The 254-nt window shown below is 62.6% G+C and carries 1 protein-coding gene; it reads right to left on the reverse strand.

The genetic code is table 11. The annotated features are described in order from the left end of the window. Window positions 1-180, reverse strand: a 180-nt coding sequence (locus tag AAEY83_RS16885) for a hypothetical protein (RefSeq protein ID WP_351060952.1), incomplete at its 3' end; no start/stop codon positions are given. Window positions 181-254: the final 74 nt, after the last annotated feature.

Consider the following 254-nt stretch of genomic DNA (forward strand, 5'->3'; position numbering starts at 1 on the left):
GCCTCGCACTCTGCACGCGCCTGAAGAAGACATTCGGTGAGCAGTGCGGTTTTGCCACTGCCCGCGGGCGCGCACAACAGCTTCACCCGCGCGCTGGATGCCAGCAAAGGTGCGCTCAAACGGCTGCGAGGTTGATGATGCGAAGAAAGCCTGGGCAAAAATCCGGGTCGATCCAGGCACGGGGTCATGGCGGTCATCGGGTGAGCCTTCTTATCGTTGTGCGCTCACCCTAGCCCTCTCCCGCGCCCTTGTTG

The organism is Psychrobacter sp. TB20-MNA-CIBAN-0197 (genome assembly GCF_040309765.1).
GTDB classification, from domain to species: Bacteria; Pseudomonadota; Gammaproteobacteria; order Pseudomonadales; family Moraxellaceae; genus Psychrobacter; species Psychrobacter submarinus.